The organism is Rothia sp. 27098_8_161 (genome assembly GCF_041432905.1).
Classification (GTDB): Bacteria; Actinomycetota; Actinomycetes; order Actinomycetales; family Micrococcaceae; genus Rothia.
This window is the reverse complement of sequence record NZ_JAPWAL010000010.1, coordinates 17426-36670: the sequence shown is the minus strand read 5'-3', so window position 1 is coordinate 36670 and position 19245 is coordinate 17426. Positions and strand designations below refer to the sequence as shown.

At 61.1% G+C, this 19245-nt stretch carries 16 protein-coding genes; 5 read left to right on the top strand and 11 right to left on the bottom strand.

Annotation, left to right across the window (positions count from 1 at the left end; translation table 11 throughout):
- Positions 1-30: 30 nt before the first annotated feature.
- Positions 31-2826: a DEAD/DEAH box helicase gene (locus tag O3648_RS05025; protein ID WP_371568865.1), complete on the top strand. Its 2796-nt coding sequence runs from the start codon at positions 31-33 to the stop codon at positions 2824-2826.
- A 57-nt stretch (positions 2827-2883) separates the two neighbouring features.
- On the opposite strand, the gene O3648_RS05020 is transcribed toward O3648_RS05025, so the two are convergent.
- From O3648_RS05020 to O3648_RS05000, 5 genes are all read right to left on the bottom strand, one after another.
- On the bottom strand, positions 2884-3441 hold the full coding sequence (locus O3648_RS05020; protein WP_371568863.1) for an Rv3654c family TadE-like protein: 558 nt from the start codon (positions 3439-3441) through the stop codon (positions 2884-2886).
- Entirely contained in the window at positions 3428-3940 is a 513-nt protein-coding gene (locus tag O3648_RS05015; protein WP_371568860.1) for a TadE family type IV pilus minor pilin, read from the bottom strand. Before O3648_RS05015 ends, O3648_RS05020 begins: the two co-directional genes overlap by 14 nt.
- Before the next feature lie 81 nt (positions 3941-4021).
- Entirely contained in the window at positions 4022-4633 is a 612-nt protein-coding gene (locus O3648_RS05010; RefSeq protein WP_279740842.1) for a DUF4244 domain-containing protein, read from the bottom strand.
- A 129-nt stretch (positions 4634-4762) separates the two neighbouring features.
- Positions 4763-6025 carry a type II secretion system F family protein gene (locus O3648_RS05005; RefSeq protein ID WP_371568858.1) on the bottom strand — a complete coding sequence of 421 codons (1263 nt, stop codon included), beginning with the start codon at positions 6023-6025 and terminating at the stop codon, positions 4763-4765.
- 40 nt (positions 6026-6065) lie between these two features.
- Entirely contained in the window at positions 6066-7595 is a 1530-nt protein-coding gene (locus O3648_RS05000; RefSeq protein WP_371568856.1) for a CpaF family protein, read from the bottom strand.
- Between the two features lie 207 nt (positions 7596-7802).
- Between O3648_RS05000 and O3648_RS04995 the strand changes: the two genes are divergently transcribed.
- A complete protein-coding gene (locus O3648_RS04995; RefSeq protein ID WP_371568854.1) occupies positions 7803-9800 on the top strand; it encodes a bifunctional 3'-5' exonuclease/DNA polymerase in 1998 nt (665 codons plus the stop codon).
- Positions 9801-9968: 168 nt separating this feature from the next.
- Here O3648_RS04995 and O3648_RS04990 read toward each other — a convergent pair whose 3' ends face one another.
- Entirely contained in the window at positions 9969-10754 is a 786-nt protein-coding gene (locus O3648_RS04990) for a CoA pyrophosphatase (RefSeq protein ID WP_371568852.1), read from the bottom strand.
- A gap of 50 nt (positions 10755-10804) precedes the next feature.
- Entirely contained in the window at positions 10805-11731 is a 927-nt protein-coding gene (gene nth / locus O3648_RS04985; RefSeq protein WP_371568849.1) for an endonuclease III, read from the bottom strand.
- 132 nt (positions 11732-11863) lie between these two features.
- Between nth and aroQ the strand changes: the two genes are divergently transcribed.
- Complete coding sequence (gene aroQ, locus O3648_RS04980) at positions 11864-12304, top strand: type II 3-dehydroquinate dehydratase (RefSeq protein ID WP_371568847.1); 441 nt, start codon at positions 11864-11866, stop codon at positions 12302-12304.
- Positions 12305-12420: 116 nt separating this feature from the next.
- Here aroQ and O3648_RS04975 read toward each other — a convergent pair whose 3' ends face one another.
- Positions 12421-13599 carry a MarP family serine protease gene (locus O3648_RS04975; RefSeq protein WP_279754783.1) on the bottom strand — a complete coding sequence of 393 codons (1179 nt, stop codon included), beginning with the start codon at positions 13597-13599 and terminating at the stop codon, positions 12421-12423.
- A 447-nt stretch (positions 13600-14046) separates the two neighbouring features.
- On the opposite strand from O3648_RS04975, the gene O3648_RS04970 reads away from it, so the two are divergent.
- On the top strand, positions 14047-14724 hold the full coding sequence (locus O3648_RS04970; protein WP_012902921.1) for a Crp/Fnr family transcriptional regulator: 678 nt from the start codon (positions 14047-14049) through the stop codon (positions 14722-14724).
- A gap of 145 nt (positions 14725-14869) precedes the next feature.
- Here the strand turns inward: O3648_RS04970 and O3648_RS04965 are convergent, their stop codons facing one another.
- From O3648_RS04965 to O3648_RS04955, 3 genes are all read right to left on the bottom strand, one after another.
- On the bottom strand, positions 14870-16039 hold the full coding sequence (locus tag O3648_RS04965; protein ID WP_371568843.1) for an NUDIX hydrolase: 1170 nt from the start codon (positions 16037-16039) through the stop codon (positions 14870-14872).
- Positions 16032-16514, bottom strand: a complete 483-nt coding sequence (locus O3648_RS04960) for a RidA family protein (RefSeq protein ID WP_279754781.1) — start codon at positions 16512-16514, stop codon at positions 16032-16034. Before O3648_RS04960 ends, O3648_RS04965 begins: the two co-directional genes overlap by 8 nt.
- 185 nt (positions 16515-16699) lie before the next feature.
- A complete protein-coding gene (locus tag O3648_RS04955; protein WP_005504647.1) occupies positions 16700-16903 on the bottom strand; it encodes a hypothetical protein in 204 nt (67 codons plus the stop codon).
- 166 nt (positions 16904-17069) lie between these two features.
- On the opposite strand from O3648_RS04955, the gene O3648_RS04950 reads away from it, so the two are divergent.
- On the top strand, positions 17070-19214 hold the full coding sequence (locus O3648_RS04950) for a transglycosylase domain-containing protein (protein WP_371568840.1): 2145 nt from the start codon (positions 17070-17072) through the stop codon (positions 19212-19214).
- Positions 19215-19245 lie beyond the last annotated feature (31 nt).

Sequence of the window (19245 nt, the reverse complement as noted above, 5' to 3'; positions counted from 1 at the left end):
GCAGGTCGGGGTGTAGCCGGCCGCTCTACAATGGAACCCATGCCGCACAGCACCCCTTCGCAGAACACCAACCAGCACCCCGAACAGCAGCCCACGCACCAGCCCGAGCAGGGGCATGCGGCGCGCCCAAAAACGCTCCGTTACCGTGAGCTGCCCACGAGTGCACAGCAGGTGCTGGCGCCCCTCCTGCCGGAGGCGGAACACACCGGAACCCTGCCCGAGCAGGTAACCCATATTCACACTATCGCCGCTAGGGAGGCGAGCTACGCACCGTGGCCGCAGTGGTTGCATCCGCGTGTGGTGGAGACTTTTGAATCACTCGGCATTGCCGAGCCCTACGCCCACCAGGTGCAGGCAGCGAACGCTGCCCATGCCGGTCTCGATGCGGCGCTGGCGGCGAGTGCGGCGCGATACGGCTGGCAGGCGGGGCGCATCGAAGCTGAGCGTATTGAGGGGTCGGCGAAGGCTCCGCACGCCGAAGACGCAAAAAGTGCAGGCAGCGGCGGACACGTGATTGTGGCGACGGGTACCGCCTCGGGCAAGACCCTGAGCTACCTGATGCCCACTCTGGACGCTATTTATCGCGCATCGTACGGTGAGCCGGTGAGCTCAACTTCCTCGTATTCTGGGGTGGAAAACCTTAATAATAGAGCGAATATTCTCTATATTTCGCCGGCGAAGGCACTCTCCGCCGACCAGCTCACCGCCCTCACTTCCTACAACCTACCCGGACTCCACGCGGCAAGCTACGACGGGGACACCCCCATCGGCGAACGCCGCTGGATCCGCGAACACGCCAACTTCATTCTCACCACCCCGGACATGCTCAACTACTCAATTCTGAGCAATCACCGGCAGTGGGCGTCCTTCCTGCGCGGACTGCGTTACGTGGTGCTTGACGAGGCGCACAGCTACCGCGGCGTTTTTGGTGCGCATATCGCCAACCTACTGCGCCGCCTGCGCCGCGTCTGCGCACTCTACCGCACCGTACCCGTGTTCTACGGCGCCTCCGCAACCAGTTCCAACCCGGTCGAGTCTTTCTCCAAGCTCATTGGCGTGCCACAGCAGGCGGTCACAGCCATTACCGAGTCCACCTCCGCACGCGGTAAAACCACCGTCGCGCTCTGGGAGCCTGAATTCATGCCACCCAAGGCGCACGATCAGCTCGCCAAGGGTGCCCGCAGCACCCAGCAGCAGGCGGTCCAGTCGAAGGCCGAGCAGGAGGCGCCGCGCCGTGTCTCCCCCGTGGAGCAGGGCGCGCAAATGCTCACCGATCTGGTGCTTTCCCGCACCCGTTCCCTGGTTTTCGCCGGTTCGCGCCGCAGTGTAGAAATCCTCTCACAGAAGACCCAACGCTACCTCGACGAGGTGGAGGCGGGCCTCGCCCACCGCGTCGCTGCATACCGCGCCGGATACACCCCCGAAGAGCGCCGCGAACTCGAACGCAAACTCCGCAACGGCGAACTGCTCGGCTTGGCCAGCACCTCCGCACTGGAGCTGGGCATTGACATCTCCGGACTGGACGCTGTACTCGTGGCGGGCTGGCCGGGCACCCGCGCCTCCTTCATGCAGCGCGTGGGCCGCGCGGGTCGAAGCGGTCAGGACGCGCTCGCCGTGCTCATTGCCGACGACAACCCGCTCGACACCTACCTGGTGCACCACCCGGAGGCAATTTTCGGGCAGGAGGTGGAGGCAACCGTTTTCGATCCGACGAACCCGTACGTGCTCTCCCCGCAACTGTGCGCCGCCGCGCAGGAGGCACCCATCCGCGCCGAAGAGCTGTCCCTCTTCGGGCCGCACACCGCCGCCCTGCTTGATCGACTGGTACAGCAGGGGTACCTGCGTCGCCGCCCGGACGGCTGGTACTGGACGCACGCCGAATCAGCCGCTGACCTGGTCGATATCCGCGGCACCGGCGGCGGACCCTACCAGCTCATCGACACCGAAGACGGCACCGTGGTTGGCACCATGGACGCCGCACACGCCATGAGTCAGGGGCACCCGGGCGCAATCTACATTCACCAAAGCGCGCAATACGTGGTCGAGTCCCTCAGCGAGGGCGAGCGCGTGATTCTGCTCAGCCGCGTCTACCCGGACTACTACACGCGCGCCATTGAGAGCACCGAGGTGCGTATTCTGGCAGAGCGTGCGCGGGTTAGTTACGGTACGCAAAATGTTGGGAAAGCGGTTCCCAGCGAACCTGCTCCCGGTGATCCCACTCCTGGAGAGCATATTCCCAAAATCTCTATCCCCGAGATTGACACGCAGCAGCTCGCCCCGCTCACCATGCACCGCGGGCAGGTTCAAGTCACCGACCAGGTCACCGGCTACCGGCGATTCTCCGTCTACGGCGGCGAATACCTGGGTGAAGAGGCACAACCCATGCCACCGGAAGTACTCATGACCGAGGCGGTCTGGTTCACCTTCGAGCCCAGCTATCTGTTCGGCGCGGGCGTGACCGAAGAGGACGGCCCCGGCACCCTCCACGCCGCCGAGCACGCCGCCATCGGACTGCTGCCGCTTATCGCCACCAGCGACCGCTGGGACTTAGGCGGACTCTCCACGCTGCTTCACGTGGACACCGGCAGGCCCACCATTTTCGTTTACGATGCCGCACCCGGCGGCGCGGGCATTAGCGAGCGCGGCTTCAACGCGGTTGCGCAGTGGCTGAGCGCAACCCTCGAAGCGATTGAAAGCTGCGGATGCGAAAACGGCTGCCCTTCCTGCGTGCACTCGCCCAAATGCGGCAACCGCAACGAGCCGCTCAGCAAGCACGGCGCACGGGCGCTACTTACGGCGATGCTGCAGAGCATTGTGGAGGCGTAGGTTACTGCAGGAGGCGTAGGCGTACTGGGATGACAACTACCGATGAGCGTAAATAGCCTAGTCGGCTATGCTTTCTGGCGCAGGCGGGTTTTCTGACTCGGGAGGTTCGGGGGCTGAGTTCTGCTCAGCTTCCAGCTCTTCCTCCAGATCGGCAACCTCCGCAGAACTCAGCTCCTCCGTGCTCCCCGTCGCGTGTTCTTCTTCGGGGCGCCCTTCTTCGATGTACTCAGCCCCGGCGCGGGCACGCACCCTCGCCGGACCCAGCGTGCCCATGGGGCCTGCAACCGGGACGGCGACCGTCACCTCCACCGTTTCGGGGCGATCCGGAAAAGTGCAGGATTCCAACTGCGCGCCGTAGCGTTCGGCAAGATTCGCAGCAACCGCACACGGGTCCCCCTCAGTGAGCCCGCGGTAGGCGTCCGCTGCCGCAAGCGCACTCAAATCAGCGGCTGCGGACGCCCTGCGGTTCGCGGACACCACCCCGATGAGCCCGGCAATCACCACGGTCAGAACCAGTAGCGCGGCAATAATGGTGAGGGCGAGGACGGTGCCGCTACCCTCTTCAGGGTGTTCTTCCGCGTACCGGGCAAGGACCGAGCTTTTATTCACCATCATCGCCGGTACTTTCTTCGCTGCTGGCGCCACCTTCAACGCGGGCGTGGGCGTCCGCCCGCAGTACCCAGCCGGTTGCTGACCCGATCACGCCGGGGGCGGGACGGCTCACCCGCACGTGCACTTCTCGGACGCGACCCACATCCGTGGCGACCACATCATCAGAAGCGGCAGCATCAGGAGAAACAGAAATCTGCACCCTCTGCGCGGGGTCGACGCGACTGACGGCGGAGCGAATCTGCGCCTCGGAATCTCCGCGGGCGGCAGCTCGTGCAGCCGTTCGCGCGGACTCCTCTACCTTGATCTGCGCAACGCCCGTGGAGGCAGCACCCAGGCAGAGGGCGAGCACCACCGTCACGGCGGGTAGGGCGACCGCAAATTCGGCGGTAATCACGCCCTCTTCTGCGGGGCTCTTACGCGGGGTCGAGGGTGCCGGTTCCGCCCCGGCTTTCCCCGCGGAGCAGGTGCGCCACAAAGCACCCAAATTCACATGATCGTTCATTCTTTATTCCTCCCTTCTGACTTGATTTTCCAAAGAACCTAGCATCTAGGGCAAAACCCTACGGAGGGTTTTCTGATACCCCTAGAACAGTCCCGTATTGCCCGCAATCGACAGGGCGTTACGCACAATATCCAGGAGCATGGAACGCACCTCATCTGACTTGAGAATCAGCACCAGCAGACCCGCAAAACCGACCGCCGCAAGCATCACAATGCCGTACTCTGCTGTGGAGGCACCTTCCTCAGGATCCCCCGTCGGGGCGTACTCTTCGAGCACTTTGTCGCCGCTCCCAGCGGGTACATGTTCGGCGCAGCCGGGCGCGTGCTCACCCAGACTGCGGCAGGTGGCGCCACATTCGTCCAGGGTGCAGCCCTCGGCGAGCGCGCGGGCAATAGTCAGCGCCTGCTCGGGGTTCAGATTGTTCGTGTTCATATCAATCTCCATTTCGTGAGGGTCAATCTTAGGGCCGGTGTGGTTCAGCTCAGCATCGCTAAAAAGCTCAGGGCATTCTTCGCGCAGCTGCTTCATGGTGGTTGCGATGGCAATGGACAGCGGTACGGGACCCAGAATGGTCTGCGTTTCTGCATCGGGTACGGCGGGCTGAATTTCAGACGGAGCGCCGACCGGAGTATTTACCGGAGCGCCCACAGTGTGCAGGTCGTGGCGGATTGCTTCGCAGAGGGTGTTCGTCATTGGTTTTCCTTTCGTTACGCCCTGAATATTCGGGGCGGGGCGGGTGCTCATCCGCGTTGACGGCAGATGGGCGAGGGTCTAAACTTTTGGGCATTTCAGCTAGCCAACAGCGCTTATACGCATGGTTCTTTAGCTGGTCAGCGTGGGCAGTAGCGAAATGAGGATGGGCACAATGCCCAAGCAAATAAAGGCGGGCAGCGAACACAGCCCGAGGGGCACCACGAGCGCTACTGAGAGCTTTCCGGCGGCGCGTTCTGCCGCACGGCGCTCGCTGAGGCGGTGCGCATCAGCAAGGGAGAGCAGCAGCGCCGTGCTGGGTGCACCACCCGTGTAGGCGGGGGCAAGCGCATCCCGCAGCTCGCCGAAGGTTCCCGCGGCGGAGCCTGACCAGGCACTCCCCCAGCCGCTGCCCATCTGTAGGCGCTGGCAGACCGTGTGCAGAGGTCGACTATTGAGTGCCTCGGCAAGGGTGCCCAGGGCAGCAAGCGGCGCAAGCCCAGCTCGCAACTGCGCGGCAAGTAGCTCCAGCACGAGAGCGGTATCAATGGGCACGGCACCGGCTGGTGAGGCAATCTTTTCCGTCTCAGATTCAGCATTCGCTGTCCGCACACTCTCCACCTCTGCCCGATGCACCAGCGCGGCGGTCCAGCGGCGCCCGGCGAAGGCGAGCCCCAGCCCGAGCAAACCGGTGAGCACCCCGAGAATGGAGCCGGTCAGCACGCCCACGGGGTCACTTCCCATGAGCACACCCAACCCCAGGCCGAGCAACGGTAGCCAGGAGAGGATCCTGCCGGTGGCACGCGGCGCGGCGAGAGCGCTCTGTCGCCCCAGGAGCGCATCAATGCGTTCTTCGGCGTGTTCGGCGGCACGTTCCAGGCTCGTGGCGAGCGGCGCGCCGGCGCTCTCGCTCATACGCAGGCTCAGTTGCAGGTCATGCAGGCGTTCGCGGCTGTGCGGACGCATCCGAGTGTTACTTTCAAGTAGCTGCGCGCAGGCAAGGTGTGCGGGGGCACCCCAGGAGGTGACCGTGGCAAGCGTCTGCGTGAAACGGCGGATATCTTCGGCACAGCGCTTATGCTCGTAGTCTTCGAAAGAGAGACCTCGTACCCGTCGAGTCTGGGCGCTTTTCCTGGCACTTTTCCGGACGGTTGTTTTCTTCGCGTGCGTTTTCCCTGCATCCGGCACCGGTTCATTCTGTCCGAACTGCGCAAACTGTCCGGAGCCCGGGTTGGCGTGCACCGCTTCCTGCAGGGGAATACCGGCGCGTAGGTTCAGGGCGAGGGTGCGTAGCATGAGCGGCCACATGCGCATTTCCTCGGCGCTGGCTGGCCCAGCTAGGCGCTCAGCCCAGCGTTCGCGAAGGCTTCCGTTACTCTTCTCGTTCTGCTTCATTGCTTCCTCCTTTCACATTTTTTGTTTCCCCTTTACGGAGTTAGTAGCCAACTTCAGAACCCACAGAAATACGCCTGACCTGCAGATACTCTTCGCTCCCCTCAACTGCGGGGTGCAGGCTGTAGACGCCCTCGATACGGCGGCGTCCGTCCCGGTGTTCCAGGTGGATAATGCGCTCAAAAGCCGTCGCCGTATGTAGAGCGACCGTTCTACTGTCCAGTCCGGCGAGCGCACCCAGGGCGCACAAACGCAAGGGCACCGCCTGCGCGCTATTGGCGTGCAGGGTCGTTCCAGCACCGCGGTGACCAGTATTCATGGCGGTCAGCAGGTGCACCACCTCCGCACCGCGGCACTCGCCGACCACGAGCCGATCCGGGCCCATACGCAGCGCCTGCACAATCAGCTCACCCAATCCAATTTCACCGACCCCTTCGGAGTTGGCGGCACGGGTTTTGAGGGCAATAACCTGTTCATGCTGCGGCGCGAGTTCCGCGGTGTCTTCGAGCAGAATGAGGCGCTCCTGCGGCTTGCACAGCCCCAGCAGGGCGTTGAGTAAGGTGGTTTTGCCGGTACCGGTACCTCCGCTAATGAGGAATCCGCGGCGTTCGGTCATCATGCGGTGCAGGTAGGCGGCAGTCGCCTCATCGCACAGCCCACCGGCCTGTAGCTGCGCTAGGGTGGGGCGCTCGCGGGCGGGTAGGCGCACGGAGAGCCGGGTGCGTTCACTCAGCGGCGGGATAATCGCATGGATGCGCCTGCCGTGCTCGTCGCTAATGTCAGCCGCCGGATGCGTGGCATCCAGCTGCCCGCCGTACCTGCGGATGAGCCGCTCAGCGAGCTCACGCACGCGCCGCTCATTGCCGAGGCTCAGCGCCACGGGGCGGGTGGTTCCGTTGATGCCCATCCAGATATCGCAAGGCGAATTCACGTAGATATCGGTGATGGTTCCGGCGCGTTGCCCCTCTTCAAGGAGCAAGTCGAGGGCGCCGAGGCCGTAGAGTTCCGTAGCGAGGTAGCGCAGCGCGGTCTGCCGGTTGACGGGCACGTATTCCACGCTGGGGTAGCTCCAGGAGACGGGGGCGGCTTGCACCGTTTTGGCGCGGAACTTTCGGGGCTTCACTACCCCCGTTCCCTCTTTGCTCGCGTTCCCCAGGTATCCGCCATCGATGGTGCAGATTGCCTCGTCCACGGCGTTTTCGAGAATCTCACTGAGGGGTTGGGGTTCTTGGAGTAATCCACCGTCCGCGGCACTCGCAGTGTTTGAGCTGCCTGCGGCAGTTCCCCCCTCTACAGGTGGGCGCTCCCCTGCAGTCTCAACACCAGCACTGAGCCCGGCGCTCAAACCACCCAGAGCTATAGCGCTCATCTGCGGCGATCGCAGGATCAGTTCGCGGGCGTGCAGGGCGACGGCGCGGGCGCGATAGTCTTCGGGAATGAGCAGGGCAGGCAACGAGTGCGCGCGGGTATCCGGCGCATACATGGTTGGACTCTGCGCGGTGCGGGTCGGGTAGCCGTTAGGGTTTGCGGTGTGGCTAGCTGTGTGCTCGGTGGGATTGTTGGAGGGGTTCATGACTCTAGGAGAGCATTGCGCCCGCCTCAATTTTTAAGAGAATGAGCGTTCTGTGGATAACTTCTCATGCACCCCGAATTATCCACGATGCACGCACCTCAAACGAACAAAACGCAGGCATCCGACGCTTTTATGACAAACCGCCTGTAAATTCTGGTGTTGGACACGCACCACCCGTTCTACCGACACATCCTCGATAATGGAAGAATGTACATTCTGCTCAGTCCTGCCACCGGCGCGGGTATTACCGCCCAGACCGGCACTCCCGAGCACCCGGTCACCTCAGCTATTGCCGCGGGTGCGTCTTCGCACGGTGCTCAGCCGGTAACCTCGTGGGGTGCTTTTCATTTTTCGGCGCCGACCGCTGAGCAGTTGCAGGACCCGACCTTTATTCCGCGGATTACGCGCGCTGACAGAGTAAGCGCGGCGAATCTTCCGGCGTATGTTCGAGAGGTAGAGCGGCAGGCGGCAGATTCAGCACAGGGGCGTTTTCCCCGCTGGATTTGGGCTGATACCCGCCACGTTGACCCGCTGCTTCTGCGCCGCGGGGTGCGGGTGCATCTGTGCCATGATTTGCGTTTGGTGCAGCGAATTTTGGTGACTGCAGCTACGCATCCGAGCGGTTTTGTGGAGTACAGCCCGGTGCTGGATCTTTCTGATGTGTGTGAGGCGGTGGAGCCTCAGGGGTATCTGCCGGTGGCGCGGCAGATTCAGGGTCAGGAGGAGCTGTTCGGTGCTGATTTTTTGAGTGCACCCGCTACCAACGCCACCCAGTCCCCCGCAGATTCCTCCCCCGATTTCCTTGAGGCGGCGCCTCATGAGCCTTTTGCCCCGCAGTTGGCGGCGGGCCCGGTGACTCTGCTTCCGGAACATCCGGTGGTGCGCGTGCTGATGCGTGAGTGGCTGGCGCAGGCACGCGCTATCGGTGCGTCGAGGCACCCGGAGCGGCTGCGTCTTTTGGCGGCGGCTGAGTCTGCCGGCGCGTTGGTGGCGGCTGAGATTGGCTATTACGGTATCCCGTTTAATGTGCAGGCGCATCATGAGCATCTGTGCGAGTTGTTGGGTCCGCGCCCGGTGCTTGGGGAGCGTCCGCAGAAGATGCAGGAGTTGGCGGAGCAGATTCAGCGCATGCTATTTATGCCGTCGTTGAACCCGGATTCGCCGCAGGATCTTTTACGTGCTCTGCAGTCTGCGGGGGTTTCGGTGAAGTCTACGCGCTCGTGGGAGTTGAAGAGTTGGGCGGATGCGATTCCGGCTCAGCGGGAAAAGCGTTGGGCGCTGATTGACCCGATTCTGCGCTATAAAAAGCTGTACCGCATTTGGACTGCTAACGGCTGGACGTGGACTGATACCTGGGTTTCTGAGGGTGCGTTCCGCCCGCATCTTGAGGTGGGTGGCGCCGCGACCGGGCGCTGGGGTGCTTCCGGCGGTGGTGCGTTGCAGCTACCTGCGGAGATTCGTCAGGCGGTGCAGGCGCCGGAGGGTCAGGTGCTGACAGTGACGGATGGCTCGCAGATTGAGCCGCGTATTCTGGCGGCGTTGAGCCGTGATGAGGCGCTCGCTTCAGCGGGTCGTGGCGCTGACCTGTATGCGGGTATTGCCGAGTTGGCACGTATGAAGGGTGTGGGTTTGACGGAGCGTTCCCACGCGAAGGTGGGCATGCTGGCGATTATGTACGGCGGACGCAGCGGTGAGATTGGTGCTCTGTTACCGCATGTGGCGGAGCTTTTTCCGCAGGCGATGGAGTTTACAGAGCGCGCGGCTCGTATTGGTGAGGCGGGCGGTCAGGTGACGACTTTTTTGGGTCGTACATCCCCACCGGTGGATGAGCGTTTCCGTAAGATTGTGTCTGATCGGTCTTCACCTGCGGCTGAGTCGCGTGCAGTGTCGACTGCGCGTGCTCACGGGCGTATGACCCGCAATTTTATTGTGCAGGGCACAGCAGCTGAGTGGGCTCTGTGTTGGATGGGCGCGGTGCGTTCTCGTCTGTTGTCGGAGCGGATTTTTGGTATGCCGATGCGCACCCGCATTGTGTATTTTTTGCACGATGAGCTTCTGCTGTGCGGTCCTGAGCTGGAGGCCGATCGTGTGGAACGTATTGTGCGTGAGGGCGCTGCGGAGGCAGCACGTCTGCTTTTCGGTCGGGTTCCAGTTGATTTTCCGGTGTCGGTGGCTCGGGTGCGCAACTATGCAGATGGTAAATAATCAGCGGTAAATAATCAGCCGCCCATAAGCGGCACCGTACAATGGCGAAAATAGGGGCGGTAAGTAGCTTCATCCAAGCTATCTGCCGCCCCTATATGCGCACTATTCTGCACCCTAATATCCGCTGGTCAGGCACTTATTCCAGTCGGTTTTTATTCCACTCGATTTTTATTCCTCATAGCCGGGTGCCGGGCGCATCTTTTTTGTATCCCAGGGCACGGTCCAGCCGAGCGAGTCGAAGATCCGGTCCAGCAGAATCGCGGTGAATCCCCACACGGTGAATTCCTCGCCGCCGGGCATATGCACCTCGAAGGCGGGGGTGCGGTGTGAGGTGCGGCCGCGTTTGACGTAGGCGGTGTGCCGGTTAGCGGGGTTGAGCAGATCACGCACGGGCACGCGGGCGATGCGCGCGGACTCGTTGTGGTCGACGACTTCGACGGGCACGGGGCTGTTCCACCAGCCGATGACAGGGGTGACCATGAAATTGCTGATGGGTAGTGGCAGGGTGTGCAGCTGGCCGAGGATCTGCACGCCGACGGGGTCGAGCCCGGTTTCTTCGACCGCCTCGCGCAGGGCGGCTATGTGGGCGACGGGTTCGCCGGTGGTTTCGGCGAGCGCGTAGTCTTCGGGGTCGATTTTGCCGCCGGGGAAGGCGGGCTGACCGGCGTGTGAGCGCAGGGTTGCGGCACGCACGAGGAGCAGTACATCCAGGTCGGCGCTAACGTTCTCGGGGCAGCCTTCAAATTCGCCGGTGGAGGGCGAGTTGTCGAGCACGCCGAAGAGAATCAGCACGGCAGCTTCTTTGCTCAAAGGGCTGGCGGGTGCACTGCGCAGCAGGGCTTGGACGTCGAATTCCACGCCGCCCTCTGCGAGAGCCGCCAGTGCCTGCTGGGCGGGGTGCTGTGCATCCTGCTCCGCCTGTTCGGGTTGTACCGCCTGTTCGGGTGCGCTCATCTGTGTACCTCTCTTCTGCGCGGCTGCATTCCGGTTCGGTTCAGTCGCCGTTAGGCGCTGAGCGGGTAGCCTTCTGCCATGAGTTCGCGGCGGGTTGCGCCCTGCAGGAATCGCAGGTGCAGGTCTTCTCGACCGGGTGCCATTTCGTATTTCATGAGTTTACGTGCTGCTTGTTCGTTCGTCTCCCCGGCTCCATAGGACGGGCAGAGGTCGGCGACAGGGCATACGCCGCAGGCAGGCTTTTTGGCGTGGCAGATGCGGCGGCCGTGGTAGACCATGTGGTGTGAGAAAAGCGTCCAGTCTTTGCGTTCGATGAGTTCGGCGACGTCTTTTTCGACTGCTTCGGGGGCGTCTGCGGTGGTGAACCCCATGCGGCGGGCGAGACGGCCGAAGTGGGTGTCTACGGTCAGTCCGGGCACGTCAAAAGCATTTCCGAGGACGACATTCGCGGTTTTGCGGCCGACTCCGGCGAGTTCTACGAGCTCTTCGAGAGTTGAGGGCACCTGCCCGTTATAGCGTTCTACAAGCTGCTGGGAGAGGGTGACGATGGAGCGGGCCTTGGCGCGGTAGAAGCCGAGGGACTGAATGTAGGGTTCGACCTCTTCGGTACGTGCGGAGGCGAGCGCGGCAGCGTCCGGGTAGCGTACGAAGAGTGCACCAGTGACGGAGTTAACGCGCACGTCGGTGGTTTGTGCCGAGAGCACGGTGGCGATGAGCAGCTCGAAAGGGTTGTCGAAGTCGAGTTCTGCGACGGCGTAGGGGTAGGTTTCGCCGAGGATGCGGTTGATTTTGCGGGCACGGCGCACGGTGGCGAGGTGGCTTTCGGGTGCGCGTGCATTGAGGCGGCGGGCGGCGGCTGCGGCTTTGAATTCGGGAACGAATCGGATCTGCAGGAGCGATTCGGTATTCTCTGCCGCAGTGTTGCGTGCTGCGGTATTCTGTACGTCTGCTGCGGGCTGGGTGGCGTTCTCGGTCATAGCGCGAGGGTACCGGGTTCAGGTGCGTGGGCGGTAGCGAGGTTCACCGTACTTGGCTCGCTCACCATCATTTTTCTGGGCAGTTCGCGTCGACTATCGCTCAGCGGGCGTCTGCTGTGCCACACTGGTTTTATGTCAGATACGATTTTTGTGCTTAATGGACCGAATTTGAACCTGCTTGGGCAGCGCCGCCCCGAGGTGTACGGCTACACCACTCTGCACGATATTGAGCGTATGGTGCGTGAGCGCGCGGCGAATCATGGTTTTGACGTTGAGTTTATGCAGTCAAATCATGAGGGGGCACTGGTAGATGAGATTCAGCGTGCTCGTACTCGTGGCGCGGCGATTATTATTAACCCGGCGGCGTACACGCACACTTCGGTGGCGCTGCACGATGCGCTGGAGGCGGCTGAGCTTCCGGTGGTTGAGGTGCACCTGTCGAATGTACATCGTCGTGAGCAGTTCCGTCATCATTCGTTCGTGTCGCCACAGGCTACTGCGGTGATTGCCGGTGCGGGTGCGTACGGATACGTCATGGCGGTTGATTTCCTGTCACAGCACCTCGCGGAATAACAGTGCAGCATCTGGTGGAATAGCCCAGCGCGCCGCCTCCTTTCGTTAAATAGTTCAGGCTCCCGCTCCTTACTTGAGGGCGGGAGCCTGAACCTTTATCGCTATCTAGCGGCTGGTTACTTACGGCAGGATCCGGTGGAGACTGCGGCGGTGTTCTCGCCCCCTTCAGCCAGTGCCTGCTTGAGGGTGCTTGCGGTGACGGCGTAGCCGGCCTTACCGGTGGTTGCCTTACCGAAGATCACGCCGACCACGTTGCCGTTATCGTCGAGGACGGGGCCACCGGAGTTGCCGTGCTGCACGTCGGCTGCCAGCTGGTAGACCTGGCGCATGGCGTTGGCGCGGCCGGTGTCGGCGTCGATGGTCTGGGTGTTGCCGATGCCCTGCACGGTGGCGGGTAGTGCTTTGAGCGGGCCGCCCTTGGGGTAGCCCATAAAGGTTACGAGGCTACCTGCGGTGGCGTTGTTGCCGATGCTCAGCGGTTCGAGCGGCAGCTTGGGGACGCTGATGAAGGCGATGTCCTGTTTGCTGTCCATGTAGACGACAGTGCCGGGCCAGGTGCGGCCGCGGGAATCCTGTACTACCGGGGAGGTTACGCCGGCAACCACGTGTGCGTTGGTGACGACCAGGCCGTTATCAGCTACGAAACCGGAGCCGGTGGAGGTGTAGCCGCACTGCTCGGCAGCGCCCAGAATCTCAACCACGGAGGCAGCCGCCCGATTCAGTGCCGCGGATTCTACGGTCTGGGTGGGGGCACTGGTTTCGGGAGCGATGAGCTCGCTGACTTCCGGAATGGTCCCGAAGGCGAGCACATCATTGCGTACCGTATTGATGCGGTCCTTAACAATCTCGGGGGTGGAGGCGACCATCCAGGAGAGGGTCTTGGAGTCGCTGAGCGCAGTGTTAAGCTGCGGGATGGGTACGGTGCGCATGGAGATGGTCAATACGACCATGACCAGGGCGCAGGCGGCGAGGTTCAGCACGCCGCCGAAGAAGCGTTCAATTCCCTTGAGCGGGGTGATGTCGGTGACGCGGCGGATGGTACGTCCGGCAAGGAGACCGAGCCACTGTCCGATGGTCAGGCAGATGATGAGCACACTGACGGCGGTCATGAGGCTCCACTGGGATCCCACGGATGCTACTGCGAGGGGTACGAGCCAGGCTGCGGCGCAGACGCCCAGACCCAGGCCGAGGAAGGTTCCGAGAGTGGTGAAAAATCCGCTGCGGACTCCGGCGAGGAAGTAGAGCAGCAGGATGATGGGGATAGCAATATCAAGCAGGTTGATGCCAGTCGTCATGACTAATTGCCTCCTTGGTGGGTAGAAGTGGTCACGGTGTGCTCATTGTGGTTGGTGTGGGCTGTGCCCGGTGAGTGTGGTGGCGCGTTAACACCCGGTGGTGGGTGCGGCGAGCTGGTATACCCGGGGCGTGGAGACAGTAGCTTCCTTGTCATGAGGGCGTCAGCATGCTTAGTGCCGATAAAAGTACACACCTGAATGCCTGATATTAGGTGGTGAACCTGTGGGGAAGCTTTGAATTTACTCGAAAGAAATAACTTTTGTTGCAAAGCTCGCTGTATCGGAATGCGTGAAGCGCTTTTTTAGGGTACGCTCATATCAGTTGAATATGTCACACCAGCTTGACCCTTCTCACATTTTAGATGTTGAGACGCATGACATCGGTTCGGGCTCACTCACTGAACATTTATGAGTTTCGGCTCATCACCTCATATCTAGGAGAACTTTATGGATCTCGAGATCCTCCGTCGTACCCCTCTCTTTGCTAACCTCGACGACGCAGCTTTCGCTCTGCTGACCGATGATATTCAGGAGATTGACCTCTCCCGCAACGCGGTCCTCTTCTACGAGGGCGACCAGGACGACCAGCTCTTCGCTGTGCTCTCCGGTAAGGTCAAGCTGGGTCGCACCGCCGCTGACGGCCGCGAGAACATGGTCGCAATCATGGGTCCCGGTGACGTCTTCGGCGAGATGGCTCTCTTCGATCCTTCACCCCGTTCGACCAACGCTGTGGCTGTCTCTGAGACTCGCCTGGCTGCCATCAAGCACGAGTCCTTCAAGCGTGCACAGCAGCTCGATCCCACTATCTCCGATCAGGTTATTAAGACTCTGGCTCGCCGCCTGCGCCACGCTAACGAGGCATTGGCTGACCTGGTCTTCTCCGACGTTCCCGGCCGCCTCGCTAAGGCACTACTGGACTTGGCTGATCGCTTCGGCCGCCCCGCGACCGACGGCGTGCTCGTTGCTCACGAGCTGACTCAGGAAGAGCTGGCACAACTGGTTGGTGCATCCCGCGAGACCGTGAATAAGGCTCTTGCCGAGTTCGTTTCCCGCGGCTGGATTCGCCTGGAGGCACGCGCAGTTGTCATTCTCGACCTGCCCCGCCTGCGCCAGCGTTCCCGCTAAAGCCTTTTTGCGTTAGGGCGTTCTAGGGCGCCTTCATTGAAAGACATGCGACTTAAATAGATTAGGAGCCGTTTCCCATGTAGAGGGAAACGGCTCCTAATTTCTTTCACGCTTTTATCGTATGGGCGCGCATTGCGGCAGTTCGTTAGAACACACCCATTGCACCGGTATACACGCTACCAGTGGTTGCCGGAACCACCTCGGTGAAGGAGAGCATGCACGCACCATTGTGGGTCACGAGCACGGGCTTCTTCACCTCAATATTACGGCGCTTGGACAGCCACGCCACGGAAGTCTGTGCCTTCGCCAGCGATTCAAGCATGCACATCACCCCGGGGGTAATAAGCTGGTCGAGGGTACGGCCCACCGTGTTGAACTGTCCGATGCGGTCGCCCAGTTCACTGGTGTCCTTGGCTTCAAGCAGTTCACGCACGTTCAGCCAGTCACCCCACACACCCTTACCGAGCAGTAGCTTCGGGTCCTGGCCCACGGGCAACGCCGTGGTGAAGTAGGCGATATCGTAACGCTTGAGGAAGAAATCCGGGGACTGCCAACGCGCGACCGGGCGTAGCAGATCAGCGCGTACGCTCAAACCGCTGGAGGTCAAGAAGTCAGAGAAGCTCTTCTCCTGCTTGGCAACTGCTTCACGCCACGCCATGAGCTCAGGGGTGCTAGAGCGCTCCACTACGTCCTGTTCGTCCTCGCCGGCAAGCAAAATGCCAGTCTCTTCAAAGCATTCACGCACGGCAGCCATGACGCTGCGGCGTGCCTGCGCAATATCGGAGAAGTGGAATTGGTCCTGCCAGTAGTCGGCGCCGGGACCCACCCAGGAGGCAGACTCATCATCACCGGGAAGAGCCGTACCGCCGGGGAAAGCCACCACCCCCAGCGGAGAGGTGCCGGGGCGGTAGGTCAGAATCGTTTCGAGGCCGTTGTCGCCATCGCGCACAAAAATTACGGAGGCAGCCTGACGCATCGTGCAGCCGACGGTGCATTCGTTGCCGCCTGCACGCCAGCTTTCGGCGGCGGTGCGCATGAACTCAGGAATCGTGTAGAGACGCTGAATGGCTGCGGTGCGCGGACCTGACTGGCGGCCGGTAAACATGCGGGGGCGCTGCACGCCCTCAGCCGGGGTGGGAGTGCCGAAGCGGCGTTCCTGCGCCGGCAGGGGTAGAGTCTTGATGTTTTGGGCGGTACCGTTGTCCTGTGCGGATTCGGTACGTACAGTCTTCTCAGGAGCGTCCTGCGCTGCCCGCTGAGCTTGGGCAGCACGAATAGCAGATAGTGGCAGAGCGCCGGTGTACAGTTTAGACATACTCAACGATAATCTCGACCTCTACGGGCGAGTCCAGGGGAAGAACGGGAACGCCCACGGCGGAGCGGGCATGCTGGCCTGCCTCCCCGAAGATTTCGCCGAGCAGTTCTGAGGCGCCGTTAATGACGGCGGGCTGAGCGGTGAAGTTCACCTCGGATGCTACGAAGCCAACAACCTTCACCACGCGCTGCACGCGGTCCAGGTCGCCAATAACGGACTTGACTGCTGCCAGAGCATTGAGCAGACAGATACCCGCGTACTTCTTAGCGTCCTCGGGGGTCACGAAGCCTTCAGCGCCAGAGTCGGAAACCTTACCGATTTCGGGCAGAGCACCGTCGACGAAGGGCAGCTGACCGGAGGTGTACACGTAGGAGCCGGAAGTAACAGCCGGAACGTAGGCTGCAACGGGGGCGGGTGCTACGGGCAGTTCGTAACCGAGTTCGCGGATACGTGCTTCAATACGGGATTCAGTCATGATTACTCCAGAAGGATGGCGGGTGCTGGCACCCAAACGGTGATGTGGGGAATGCCGTCAATCTAAACGCTACTGATATTCAAACAGCTGTTAAACGGCTAACCGGCGGTCTGCCTCAACTATTCCCATCCTCCCCTATATGTAGAGGAGAAGTGGGGTTGAGGTGACCGCCGGGTACGCTGCTCTTAGTCAGCCTTCTCGCGCTTAAAGTAGGCGATGGGGTTGCCCTGAGTCGGAGCGACCATGTTCGACGCGGGGGTTGCACCAGCAGGTGCAGATGCACCGGGGAGAACAGTTACGAGCTCCCAGCCGTCTTCACCCCAGTTATCGAGGATCGCCTTGGTCGTGTGGATCATCAGCGGTACAGTTGCGTATTCCCATTTCTTCATACCCTCTAGACTATCGCCCGGTATCCAATAAGTAAAAGGGATTCACTATGGTTTTGGTCAATGTCCGGCGCTTTTGGGGGCTTTATTCTCAGGGCTGAGGCATCCGGCTCCCTGTGGGGTGCCGAGACGGGCTTCTTCTCACAGTTTCATGGGATAAACTGAATGAATGGCTTCATCTAAGAAAACCCGTTCGCATCACCGTCCGGGAGATTTTTTGCAGTTCCTCGCGTTCAGCGTGATTGCCGGTTTCCTCGCGGCAATTATTATCGTGCCCCCTGCCGTGAGTTTGGGTATGGTCACGAACGCGTCGATGTCATGGTTCCAGGACCTTCCTGATGACATTGCCGATGGCATCTCTTCCCGTCCTTCTACTATTTACGCTGCTGACGGTAAGACCGAAATCGCGACCTTCTTTGAAGAGAACCGTGAACAGGTCAAGCTGAATCAGATTTCTCAGCAGATGAAGGACGCTATCGTCTCGGTTGAGGACCGTGATTTCTACAATCACGGTGCTGTCTCCGCTATCGGTATCGGTCGTGCGTTCCTGAACAACATCATTAACTCCAACAGCGGCCGCCGTCAGGGTGCATCTACCCTGACTCAACAGTACGTCAACAACCTCATTGTTGACTCCGCTGTGGCTCGCGGTGAGGACGCTACCGCGACCCTGAACGGTAACAAGACCTACGCCGCAAAGATTCGCGAGATGAAGCTTGCGATTTCTATGGAGCAGAACAAGTCCAAGGACGAAATCCTTGAAGGCTACCTGAACATCGTGAACCTTGGTGGTTCGAACTACGGTGTTGAGGCTGCTGCACAGTACTACTGGGGTATTTCCGCTAAGGACCTGAACGTGGCTCAGTCCGCGCTTCTTGCCGGTCTGGTGCAGGCACCGAACGTGTACGATCCGACCGTGAACCCCGAGCTCGCCCGTGAACGCCGCGACATCGTTCTGGGCACTATGCTCCGCGACGGCAAGATTACCGATAAGGAATACAGCGACGCTATCGCCAGCGACATTAAGCTCAACGTCCACCCCAAGTCCCAGGGTTGCTCCCTGGCAGGTGATAAGGCGTTCTTCTGCCGCTACGTGGTCAACTACCTGCTGCAGGATGAATCCCTCGGCGCAACCGCTGAGCTGCGTAACACCGCCATCAAGCGTGGCGGCCTGAAGGTGATCACCACCCTGAACCCCGAGGCTCAGACCGCGGCAAAGCAGGCCGTGGACTCCACCCAGCCGGCTGCAACCAACTGGAATGACGTCAACTCCGCACTAACCAGTGTTGAGCCTGGCACCGGTCGCGTCATCGCGATGGCACAGAACACTGAGCTCGGTAGCCCCACAGACGCAAACGATCACTCCAAGACCGAGTACAACTACAACGTTGATGTAGCGTACGGTGGTACCCCTGGCTTCCAGCCGGGTTCGACATTCAAGCCGATTATTCTGGCACAGTGGCTCATCAGCGGCCGCGGCGCTAACGCTAGTGTGAACGGTACCCAGCTCTTCTGGCCCACCAGCTTCGGCTGGAATGCCAGGTGCTTCGAGGGCGGCAAGTACTACTACACCGGTCAGGCAAATGGCTGGTCCTACAAGAACGCTGTGAACGGCGGTCTGACCTACGGTACCGCCGCATACGGTATTCGCCAGTCCTTGAACTCATACCTGTACGGCATGCTCTCCCACCTTGACCTGTGCGATGTACACGACTTGTCAATCAAGATGCACGCTCTGGACGGTACCGGCGAGCCGCTACACAGCATCCCCGATTTGGGTACTAACATTGGTGGTACCAAGTACGGTATCTCCCCGCTGACCAGCGCATCCATGTACGCTATCTTTGCTTCCGAGGGTAAGTACTGCACCCCCCGTCCGATTGAGAAGATCACCAAGACCAGCGGTGATACCCTCAAGGAATACCAGAACCAGTGCGAGCAGGTTCTGGATCCGGACATTGCTAACGGTGTCAGCTGGGTTCTGAAGGGCGTTATCCAGCCTGGCGGTTCCGCTTCTCAGCGCGGCATTGGTCTGCCGAACGGTTCGGCTGCGAAGACCGGTACGAACGATAACTCCTCCCAGACCTGGCAGGTTGGCTACACTCGCGGCCTGTCCACCGCGTCTTGGGTTGGTTCCAACAACCTCGGCTTCCGCTCCCTGAACGGTGTGGGCATTAACGGTCGAGTCCTTCAGTACGTCGATGGTGCAACCTACGCAGGTGCACAGTGGCAGTCATTTATGAAGACGATGGTACCGAAGTACAACTCGAAGGACTTCACCATCCCCGGCGATAAGATTCTGGCATACAAGTAGAATCACAGCTCATCAGCTGAAGCCTGAAAGG

What these genes read in the sequence shown, in the direction of transcription:
- O3648_RS05025 (WP_371568865.1), top strand. Translation starts at nt 31, where the DNA reads ATGGAACCCATGCCGCACAGCACCCCTTCGCAGAACACCAACCAGCAC.
- O3648_RS05020 (WP_371568863.1), bottom strand. Translation starts at nt 3,441, where the DNA reads ATGATGGTGAATAAAAGCTCGGTCCTTGCCCGGTACGCGGAAGAACAC.
- O3648_RS05015 (WP_371568860.1), bottom strand. Translation starts at nt 3,940, where the DNA reads ATGAACGATCATGTGAATTTGGGTGCTTTGTGGCGCACCTGCTCCGCG.
- O3648_RS05010 (WP_279740842.1), bottom strand. Translation starts at nt 4,633, where the DNA reads ATGACGAACACCCTCTGCGAAGCAATCCGCCACGACCTGCACACTGTG.
- O3648_RS05005 (WP_371568858.1), bottom strand. Translation starts at nt 6,025, where the DNA reads ATGAAGCAGAACGAGAAGAGTAACGGAAGCCTTCGCGAACGCTGGGCT.
- O3648_RS05000 (WP_371568856.1), bottom strand. Translation starts at nt 7,595, where the DNA reads ATGAACCCCTCCAACAATCCCACCGAGCACACAGCTAGCCACACCGCA.
- O3648_RS04995 (WP_371568854.1), top strand. Translation starts at nt 7,803, where the DNA reads ATGTACATTCTGCTCAGTCCTGCCACCGGCGCGGGTATTACCGCCCAG.
- O3648_RS04990 (WP_371568852.1), bottom strand. Translation starts at nt 10,754, where the DNA reads ATGAGCGCACCCGAACAGGCGGTACAACCCGAACAGGCGGAGCAGGAT.
- nth (WP_371568849.1), bottom strand. Translation starts at nt 11,731, where the DNA reads ATGACCGAGAACGCCACCCAGCCCGCAGCAGACGTACAGAATACCGCA.
- aroQ (WP_371568847.1), top strand. Translation starts at nt 11,864, where the DNA reads ATGTCAGATACGATTTTTGTGCTTAATGGACCGAATTTGAACCTGCTT.
- O3648_RS04975 (WP_279754783.1), bottom strand. Translation starts at nt 13,599, where the DNA reads ATGACGACTGGCATCAACCTGCTTGATATTGCTATCCCCATCATCCTG.
- O3648_RS04970 (WP_012902921.1), top strand. Translation starts at nt 14,047, where the DNA reads ATGGATCTCGAGATCCTCCGTCGTACCCCTCTCTTTGCTAACCTCGAC.
- O3648_RS04965 (WP_371568843.1), bottom strand. Translation starts at nt 16,039, where the DNA reads ATGTCTAAACTGTACACCGGCGCTCTGCCACTATCTGCTATTCGTGCT.
- O3648_RS04960 (WP_279754781.1), bottom strand. Translation starts at nt 16,514, where the DNA reads ATGACTGAATCCCGTATTGAAGCACGTATCCGCGAACTCGGTTACGAA.
- O3648_RS04955 (WP_005504647.1), bottom strand. Translation starts at nt 16,903, where the DNA reads ATGAAGAAATGGGAATACGCAACTGTACCGCTGATGATCCACACGACC.
- O3648_RS04950 (WP_371568840.1), top strand. Translation starts at nt 17,070, where the DNA reads ATGGCTTCATCTAAGAAAACCCGTTCGCATCACCGTCCGGGAGATTTT.